This is a genomic window from Mesorhizobium sp. B1-1-5, from assembly GCF_006443065.1.
In the GTDB taxonomy this organism is placed as follows: domain Bacteria; phylum Pseudomonadota; class Alphaproteobacteria; order Rhizobiales; family Rhizobiaceae; genus Mesorhizobium.
Window position 1 is genome coordinate 1 of record NZ_VFWS01000168.1, and the last position, 8786, is coordinate 8786.

9 protein-coding genes are annotated in these 8786 nt (G+C 65.0%); 8 read left to right on the forward strand and 1 reads right to left on the reverse strand.

Annotated elements, in window-relative coordinates; translation table 11 throughout:
- Window positions 1-126 precede the first annotated feature (126 nt).
- Entirely contained in the window at window positions 127-735 is a 609-nt protein-coding gene (locus FJ980_RS28050) for a cupin domain-containing protein (protein ID WP_140546905.1), read from the forward strand.
- Entirely contained in the window at window positions 725-1810 is a 1086-nt protein-coding gene (locus FJ980_RS28055; RefSeq protein WP_140546906.1) for an ABC transporter ATP-binding protein, read from the forward strand. Before FJ980_RS28050 ends, FJ980_RS28055 begins: the two co-directional genes overlap by 11 nt.
- A 16-nt stretch (window positions 1811-1826) precedes the next feature.
- On the opposite strand, the gene FJ980_RS28060 is transcribed toward FJ980_RS28055, so the two are convergent.
- A complete protein-coding gene (locus FJ980_RS28060) occupies window positions 1827-2528 on the reverse strand; it encodes a GntR family transcriptional regulator (protein WP_181181322.1) in 702 nt (233 codons plus the stop codon).
- Window positions 2529-2785: 257 nt separating this feature from the next.
- On the opposite strand from FJ980_RS28060, the gene ggt reads away from it, so the two are divergent.
- The 6 genes from ggt (at window position 2786) to FJ980_RS28090 (ending at window position 8703) form a co-directional block, all read left to right on the forward strand.
- On the forward strand, window positions 2786-4372 hold the full coding sequence (gene ggt / locus FJ980_RS28065) for a gamma-glutamyltransferase (protein WP_140546908.1): 1587 nt from the start codon (window positions 2786-2788) through the stop codon (window positions 4370-4372).
- Window positions 4373-4422: 50 nt separating this feature from the next.
- Complete coding sequence (locus FJ980_RS28070) at window positions 4423-5952, forward strand: acyl--CoA ligase (RefSeq protein WP_140546909.1); 1530 nt, start codon at window positions 4423-4425, stop codon at window positions 5950-5952.
- Entirely contained in the window at window positions 5952-6938 is a 987-nt protein-coding gene (locus tag FJ980_RS28075) for a 2-dehydropantoate 2-reductase (RefSeq protein ID WP_140546910.1), read from the forward strand. The genes FJ980_RS28070 and FJ980_RS28075 overlap by 1 nt, the downstream gene beginning before the upstream one ends.
- A 56-nt stretch (window positions 6939-6994) precedes the next feature.
- Window positions 6995-7630, forward strand: a complete 636-nt coding sequence (locus FJ980_RS28080; RefSeq protein ID WP_140546911.1) for a 2'-5' RNA ligase family protein — start codon at window positions 6995-6997, stop codon at window positions 7628-7630.
- A gap of 135 nt (window positions 7631-7765) precedes the next feature.
- Entirely contained in the window at window positions 7766-8119 is a 354-nt protein-coding gene (locus FJ980_RS28085; RefSeq protein ID WP_140546912.1) for a nuclear transport factor 2 family protein, read from the forward strand.
- 230 nt (window positions 8120-8349) lie between these two features.
- The gene (locus tag FJ980_RS28090; protein ID WP_140546913.1) at window positions 8350-8703 is read left to right on the forward strand and encodes an ArsC family reductase; all 354 of its coding nucleotides are present in this window, start codon (window positions 8350-8352) and stop codon (window positions 8701-8703) included.
- Window positions 8704-8786 lie beyond the last annotated feature (83 nt).

The window sequence follows — 8786 nt, forward strand, 5'->3', positions numbered from 1 at the left end:
CCCTCGCTGGATCACCCCTCATCCGTCTCGGCGCTGCGCGCCGATCCACCTTCTCCCACAAGGGGAGAAGGGGGAGCCTGGCGGCGCTGCGCCGCACCGGTGAAGAGACTAAGCGAGGACCATTGCATGGATGTCTTTGACGAAGCCGCCGAGAGGTCGAAAGACGATGCCGATATCCGCGTCGGCCGGCGCGTGCGGGCGCTCAGGCTCGAGCGCAAGCTGTCGCTGGCCGAGCTCGCGGCCAAGGCCGGCATCTCCATCGGCGCGCTCAGCCAGATCGAGCGCGGCATGTCCTCGCTGCGCGTCAAGGTGATCTGGCCGCTGGCCGCGGCGCTCGACATCGAGCCTTCGGCGCTGATCGCTGACGGCAACGAGGCGGTCAACGATCTCTATTGCGTGCGCGCCGACAAGCGGCGCTCGATCCCGGTGAAATCCGAAGGCATCGCCAAGGCGTTGCTGTCGCCGCCGGCGGCGACGCTGACCGGCATGCTGGTCACGGTCGAGGCCGGCGGCGGCACGGCGGAAGCCTACGCCCATGCCGGCCACGAATTCGGCTTCGTCATGACCGGCGAAGTCGAGCTGGTGGTGGACGCCACGACTTATCTGCTGAAAGCCGGCGACAGCTTCGCCTTCAAGAGCACGCTGCTGCATGCCTTCCGCAATCCCGGCGCCGAGCGCTGCCAGATCCTGTGGGTCAACACGACAAAGCCGTCCGAGGTGCGCGATGGCGCCTGACGCGCTCGTTCGTCTCCACAAGATATCGAAGGTTTTTCCGGGTGGTGTGGTCGGTCTCGATGCGGTCGATCTCAACATTGCCGCGGGCGAGTTCCTGACCCTGCTCGGCCCTTCCGGCTGCGGCAAGACGACCAGCTTGCGCGTCATCGCCGGCTTCGAGAGCCCGACCAGCGGCGATGTGCTGCTCGACGGCCGCGACATTACCGGGCTGCGGCCTTTCGACCGGCCGGTCAACACCGTCTTCCAGGACTATGCGCTGTTTCCGCATATGGACGTCGCGGCCAATGTCGGCTTCGGCCTGTCGCTGCGCAAGCTCACCCGCGCCGAGCAGGCCAAACGCGTCCGCGAGGCGCTCGACATGGTGGGGCTCGCCGACAAGCTGCGCGCCCGCGTCTCCGAACTCTCCGGCGGCCAGCGCCAGCGCGTCGCTTTAGCCCGCGCCATCGTCTGCGAGCCGCGCGTGCTTCTGCTCGACGAGCCGCTGTCGGCGCTCGACGCGCATCTGCGCGAGCAGATGCAGGTGGAATTGAAGCGGCTGCAGTCGCGGCTGGGCACCACTTTCGTCATGGTCACGCACGACCAGACCGAGGCGCTGTCGATCTCCGACCGTATCGTCGTCATGAACAAGGGCCGCATCGAGCAGATCGCGCCGCCGGCCACGCTCTACGACCGTCCGGCAACGCGTTTCGTCGCCTCCTTCATCGGCACGATGAACCTGTTGCACTCGCGCTTTGTCGGCCGCGACGGCGAGCGCCTGCGCTTTGCCGCCGGCGACCTGCCGCTGGAGGCGATCTCAGACAGCTGCGAGACGCCGGCCGCCGGAGACACGCGAACCATCGGCGTGCGGCCGGAAGATCTCCTGGTTGTCGGTGAAGCCGGCGAAGGCACCGCGCCGGCACGTGTCAGCGGCGTCGTCTTCCACGGCCGCACGCTGCGCCTGCATGCCGAGCTCGGACAGGGGATCCCGATCGTCATCGACGCGCCCCGCCGCGCCGACGGTACTCAATTCAGCGTCGGCGACGTAGCCTATGTTAGCGTGCGGCGCGGCGCCAACTGCCCCATGCTTTCCAGCTGATGGAACGGGCCTAGGCTCACGACGCCTTGGCGAAGAATCCCTGATAGTCGGACTTGGCCTGCAGCAGGCGCAGGATGTTCTCGCGCGAGCCGCGCACATGCGCGCGGGCGCGCTCGCCGGCCTGCGCGACATCGCCGGCGCAGATCGCGTCGACGATGCCGGCATGTTCCTCGCGGGTGAGCTTCCACTCGTCCAGCCACAACAGCTCCGTCCAGACATATTGCTGGCATTTGTCGAGGATGCCGCAGAGCATGCCGTAGAGCATCTCGTTGCCGCTGATTTCGGCGATCGCCCGGTGCAGGTCGATGCCGACCTGGAGTTCCTCGAATTTCTCCCTGGTGCTGCGATCCGGGATCGCCGCCAGCCGCTCGCATTCGGCGAGCATCTCGCGCAGCCGCGCCTTGTCGGCGGCGGTCGCGTTCGCCGCCGCCAATTCGGTCGCGCGCCCGTCGAGCAATTCGCGGATGTCGAAAGCCTCGCGGAACATGGTCAGGTTGAATTCGGCCACCACATAGCCCTGGCGCGGCCGCCCGATCACCAGGCCGTCGCGCTCCAGACGGTTGAAGGCCTCGCGCACCGGCGTGCGGCTCACCTTCAGGCGCTCGGCGATTTCGCTTTCCGTCACGCGGCCGCCCGGCGGGATCTGGCCGGTGATGATCAGAGCCTTCAGCGCCTCGAACACCGAGTCGCGCAACGTGTTCTTTCTCTCCTTGCCCAAGCGTCCCGCCTCCAACGGTCAACCGCACGTCCGACGTTGACATCGGCTTTCGACGAATTACACTCAAAATTGTATACAAATCCGCATGCCAAATCAACGACGGCGGGACATCGGTTGGAGAAGCGAAAATGACGAAGAGGGCTGCGCGACCAGATCGATCCGACGATCGCCGCCGTTGCGACGTGCTATCGATCGTCTTGTTGTCCGCTGCCTAGCTTTTCGGCCGCGGACGTTGATACAAGGATACCCAGACCCGCATGCGTGATTTCCAGTTTCCCGGCCGCTCCCCGGTCCGCGCCACCGAGGCGATGGCCGCGACCTCGCATCCGCTCGCCACTTTGGCCGCCATCGACATGCTGCGCTCCGGCGGCAACGCCATGGACGCCGCGGTCTGCGCGGCCGCGGTGCAGGCGGTGGTCGAGCCGCAGTCGACCGGCGTCGGTGGCGACTGCTTTGTCCTCTACTGCCCCAAGGGCGACGCGAACGTGCTTGCCTTCAACGGATCGGGCCGTGCGCCAAAGGCCGCGACGGTCGACTGGTATCTGGACAAGGGATTTAGCGAGCTTCCGAAGCAGGGTCCGCACGCCGTCACAATCCCAGGCGCCGTCGACGCCTGGTGCCGGCTGCTGGAGGATCACGGTCGCAAAGGTTTGGCCGACGCGCTCGCTCCGGCCATCCGATACGCGGAAGAAGGCTATGTCGTGCACGACCGCGTCGCCTTCGACTGGGAGGATCCCGAGACCGACCTGACGGCCGACGAGGTGGCGACGCGCATCTTTTTGCCGGGCGGCAAGCCGCCCAAGGCCGGCGATATCCATCGCCAGCCGGAGCTGGCGGAGACGCTGCGCATCATCGCGAAGAAGGGCCGCGCCGGTTTCTACGAAGGCGAGGTCGCGGAGGATCTGGTCGGACGGCTTCGCGCGCTCGGCGGCCTGCATACGCTCGACGATTTCGCCGCCACCAAGGGCGATTACCGGACCCCGGTCAGCACCTCCTATCGCGGCTACGACATCCACCAGATGCCGCCGAATAACCAGGGCCTCACCGCGCTTCTGATGCTGAACGTGCTCTCGGGCTTCGAGCTGGGCAAGCTCGATCCGGACGGCGCCGCGCGCCTGCACCTCGAGATCGAGGCGGGCCGGCTCGCCTATCAGGATCGCGATACGTTTTTCGCCGACCAGGATCATGTCAATGTCCCGGTCAAGGCGCTGCTTTCCAGCGCCTATGCCGACAGTCTGCGCGCCGCGATCGATCCCGAGCGCGCCATGGCCGATCTGCCGCGCCTCGATCTTCCCGGCAGCGACACCGTCTATATCAGCGTCGTCGACCGCGACCGCAACGCGGTTAGCTTCATCAACTCGACCTATTATTCCTTCGGCAGCGGCGTCGTCGGCCCGAAGACCGGGGTCGTGCTGCAGAACCGTGGCTCGAGCTTCCGCCTCGATCCGAAGCACCCGAATGTGATAGCGCCCGGCAAGCGGCCGATGCACACGATCATGCCGGGCATGATGACGAAGGATGGCCGCGCCCTCATGCCTTTCGGCGTGATGGGTGGCGGCTACCAGCCCTTCGGCCATGTGCATCTTTTGACCAACATGATCGACTTCGGCATGGACCCGCAGCAGGCGATCGATGCGGCGCGGGTGTTCTACAACCACGACGTTGTCGAGGCCGAGCGCAGCGTGCATCCCGAGGCCATCGAAGGCCTGCGCCGGCGTGGACATCGTATCGTGGAGCCCGACCATCCGCTGGGCGGTGGGCAGGCGGTGCTGATCGACTGGGAAAAGGGCACGCTGACCGGCGCATCCGATCCGCGCAAGGACGGCCTGGCGCTCGGATATTGAGCAGGCCTTTGCTGGACATAAGCCGATCGTTCGAAACATAGTCTGGAACCATGACAAACAGCGAAAACGCCACCGATCTCGCCCATCGTCTTGCCCCCGGCGCCGACGACGCGCCGGCCATCGTCGCACCCGAACGGGCAGCACTCTCGCATGGCGGGCTGCGCCGACTGATCCGCGATACCGTGACGCGCTTGAACGCGCTCGGCATCGGCCGCGGCGACCGCGTCGCCATCGTGCTGCCGAACGGCCCGGAAATGGCCACATCCTTCATCGCCGTGGCGGCGGCTGCGTCCACCGCCCCGCTCAACCCGGCCTACCGGGCCGACGAGCTCGATTTTTATCTCAGCGATATCGGCGTCAAGGCGATCCTCGTCGGCAAGGATGAGGCAGGTCCTTCGGTCGAAGTCGCCGAGCGCCTCGGTATCCCGGTGCTGCGGCTGCTGGTGCCGGACGGCGCGCCGTCCGGAACCTTCAGGATCGAGGGTGAGCCGGTTGGATCGCCGGTCTCGTCTGGCTTCGCCGCGGAAAGCGATGTCGCGCTGCTGCTCCACACCTCCGGCACCACGTCGCGTCCGAAACTGGTGCCGCTCAGCCACGCCAACCTTGCGGCGTCGGCGGCACATATCGGCGCGACGCTCGGCCTGACGCCGGCCGACCGCTGCCTCAACATCATGCCGCTCTTCCATATCCATGGGCTGATCGCCGCGGTGCTGTCCTCGCTCGCCGCCGGCGGCAGCGTCTTCTGCACACCGGGCTTCAACGCGCTGCGTTTCTTCCAGTGGCTCTCCGAAGCCAAGCCCAGCTGGTACACCGCCGTGCCCACCATGCATCAGGCGATCCTGCCGCGCGCCGCCCGCAATCCCGAACAGCTCGCCGAGGCGAAGCTGCGCTTCATCCGCTCGTCGTCCGCTTCGCTGCCGGCGCAAGTGATGGCCGAGTTGGAGAAGACCTTCGGCTGCCCGGTGATCGAGGCCTACGGCATGACCGAGGCCGCGCATCAGATGGCGTCCAACCGTTTGCCGCCCGGCCTGCGCAAGCCCGGCAGCGTCGGCGCGTCGGCCGGACCGGAGGTCGCCGTCATGGCGCCGGACGGGCGATTGCTCAAAGCCGGCGAGGTCGGCGAGATCGTCATTCGCGGACCGAACGTCACGGCAGGCTACGAGAAGAACCCGGATGCCAATGCCAGCGCCTTCGCCCATGGCTGGTTCCACACCGGCGACCAGGGCGTGCTCGACGAGGATAGCTATCTGCGCGTCACCGGCCGGCTGAAGGAGATCATCAACCGCGGCGGCGAGAAGATCTCGCCGCTCGAGGTCGACGGCGTTTTGATGGATCATCCGGCGGTGGCGCAGGTCGTCACCTTCGCCATGCCGCATGACAAGCTGGGCGAGGAGGTGGCGGCCGCCGTCGTGCTGCGCGAAGGCCAGAGCGCCAGCGAGGCCGATATCCGTGGCTTTGCATCGACCCGGCTCGCCGATTTCAAGGTGCCGCGCAAGGTGGTGATCCTCGACGAGATCCCGAAAGGCGCGACGGGCAAGCTGCAGCGCATCGGGCTGGCGGCCAAGCTCGGGCTCGGCTGATGCGCGTCACAGTCTTTGGCGCCGGCGCGATCGGCGGCTACCTCGCCGCGAAGCTGGCGATTGCCGGCTCGGTCGATCTGTCCATCCTGGCGCGCGGCGCGCATCTGGAAGCCATCAAGGCCGGCGGCCTTCGCCTGATCGAGGACGGCAAGGAAACGGTGGCGCAGGTCAGGGCGGCGGCACGCGCGGAGGAGCTAGGCCGGCAGGATTATGTCGTGCTGGCGCTGAAGGCGCATTCGCTGGCGCCGGCGCTGGACGAGATCGCGCCGCTCTTAGGCGAGGGGACAGCCGTCGTCACCATGCAGAACGGCGTGCCCTGGTGGTACTTCTACAAGGTGGGCGGCGCGCTTGAAGGCACGCGGCTCGACGCGGTCGATCCAGGTGGCGCGATCTGGCAGCGCATCGGGGCCGAGCGCGTCATCGGCTCTGTCGTCTATCCCGCTGTCGAGGTCGATGCGCCGGGCCTGATCCGCCATGTCGAAGGCATGCGCTTTTCGCTGGGCGAGCCTTCGGGCGAGAAGAGCGAGCGAGCCACCGCGCTAGCGCGCGAAATGGTCAAGGCCGGACTGCAGGCGCCGGTGCGCGAGGACATCCGCTCGGAGATCTGGGTGAAGCTCTGGGGCAACCTCTCCTTCAATCCGATCTCGGCGCTGACCGGCAGCACGCTTGCGGCCATCGTCGCAGACGAGGGGACACGCGCCGTCGCCCGCGCCATGATGCTGGAGGCGCAGGCGATCGGTGAGCGCCTCGGCGTGCGCTTCCTCATCCCCGTCGACCGGCGCATCAAGGGCGCCGGCGACGTCGGCGAGCACAAGACTTCGATGCTGCAGGACCTCGAGCGCGGCCGTCCGATGGAGATCGACGCGCTGGTCACCGCCGTGCAGGAGCTCGGCCGGCTGACCGGCCAACCAACGCCGACCATTAACACCGTGCTGGCGCTGGTGCGGCGGCTTGCGATCGAACGCGGGTGTTATTCTCCCTTGTAGTTTGTTCTTGTTTTGTTCTATTTTGATCCTTTGGATGATATCCGAAAGGATCAGCCATGAATGGAGAACCGTGGTACGGGATCGGCAGGAACGGCCAAGCTTTTTTCCGGTGGGATCGAGCCAGCCACGATCCGACTGATCGGTTGTTCTTCGCCATCCTTGCCGAACAGATGATCGCCCCTATCCTGGAATCGCGTGCTGTGGCTTGGCAACGAGAGTTGGGGCTTGGAGGCAAGCTGGTTCGTCCCAGTCATCGCCATATCTCGCTTGTCATGCTCGGTGATTACGACGGCTTGCCGAGGCTTTTGGTTGAGGATGCCTGCTACGCGGGCTCACTGGTACGAGCCCAGGTCTTTGATGTCTCTTTCAACCGTCTGTCGGCCTTTGGCGGTGGTGCATTGGTCTTGCGGGCAAGTGATGGCGTTCCACAATTTGAAGCCTTTTGGCGGGCGTTCACGGCAGCGCTTTTCGATAGCCCGTTGCAGCCTTTTGTCCCGAATTCAATGGCGCCGCATGTTACTTTGCTGCGTGACAAAGCACGCGTTCCGAAAATTGAGGAGCGGGCAGTTGAGCCGATCGGTTGGACTGTGCGCGAGTTCGTGTTGATACACAGCTTCCTGCGTCAGAATCGATACCAGGTCATCAGGCGCTGGCAATTGACCGATCGGGACGATGCGCATGCTGTCATGTGAGCATCTCGAATCGTCCTTATCATCAGCGCGCAAGCCTCACCATCCTGACAGGATTTGTCACCTGTGGAGGGGGCCGTCGATGGCAGGCGAACGATCGATACCTACTTGATGTCTGGTCCAAACCGGGAGGAAATCATGACCACTGCCGAAATTGCCAAGGATTTCACCGAGCTCCTCAAGCGAGGCGACAACCACGGCGCTGCCGCGAAATACAATGCCGACGACATCGTCAGCTACGAGGCGATGGAAGGGCCGATGGCCGTCTGCAACGGCAAGGAGGCCGTCAAAGAAAAGGGCGCCTGGTGGGAAGCCAACCACGAGGTTCACGGCGGCTCGATCGAGGGTCCCTATGTCAATGGCGACCAGTTTGCGCTGCGATTCAGCTTCGACATAACGCCCAAATCGACCGGCGAGCGCGTCAAGATGGATGAGGTCGGCCTCTATACCGTCAAGAACGGCAAGATCAGCGAAGAGCGTTTCTATTACTGAAGCCGATCGGCCTGAGGCGTCTCGCTTCTTTCGCGACGTAAACTTGAAATCAGAGATGGCGACCGGGCTGGTGTTCCGGTCGCCATGTCTGCTTCTCAAATCGTCTTCACGTAATCCGCAAGCTGGTCGGCCACCGTGCCCCAGCAAAATCGCGCCGGCGCGCTGGCAAAGCTTATAGGGCCGGCCTAGGCTCCTGCCGGATTCGAAAGCTCATGTGACAGAGGCCCGTCTTGACCATCACCATGTATGGCATCACCACCTGCGACACGATCAAGAAGGCGCGCGTCTGGCTGGAGAGCCATGACGTGCCATATCGTTTTCATGACTACCGGGCAGAGGGGATCGAGGCGGAGAGGCTCAGCGGTTGGATCGGCAAGGTCGGCTGGGAAAAGCTGCTCAACAAAGGCAGCACGACCTTTCGCGCGCTGCCGGAGAAGGACAAGGAAGCGCTCGATGAGAAGAAGGCGAGGAAGCTGATGCTCGCCAAGCCGACGATGATCAAGCGGCCGGTGCTTGAGGTGGGGGATGGCGTTATCGTTGGGTTCAAGCCGGAGGTTTACGAGGAGACGGTGGGCGGGGAATAAGGCTCGACCACTTACGTCGAGTTCCTTCGCCCCCTCTCTGTCCTGCCGGACATCTCCCCCTCTTGGGGGGAGATTGGCAGCTC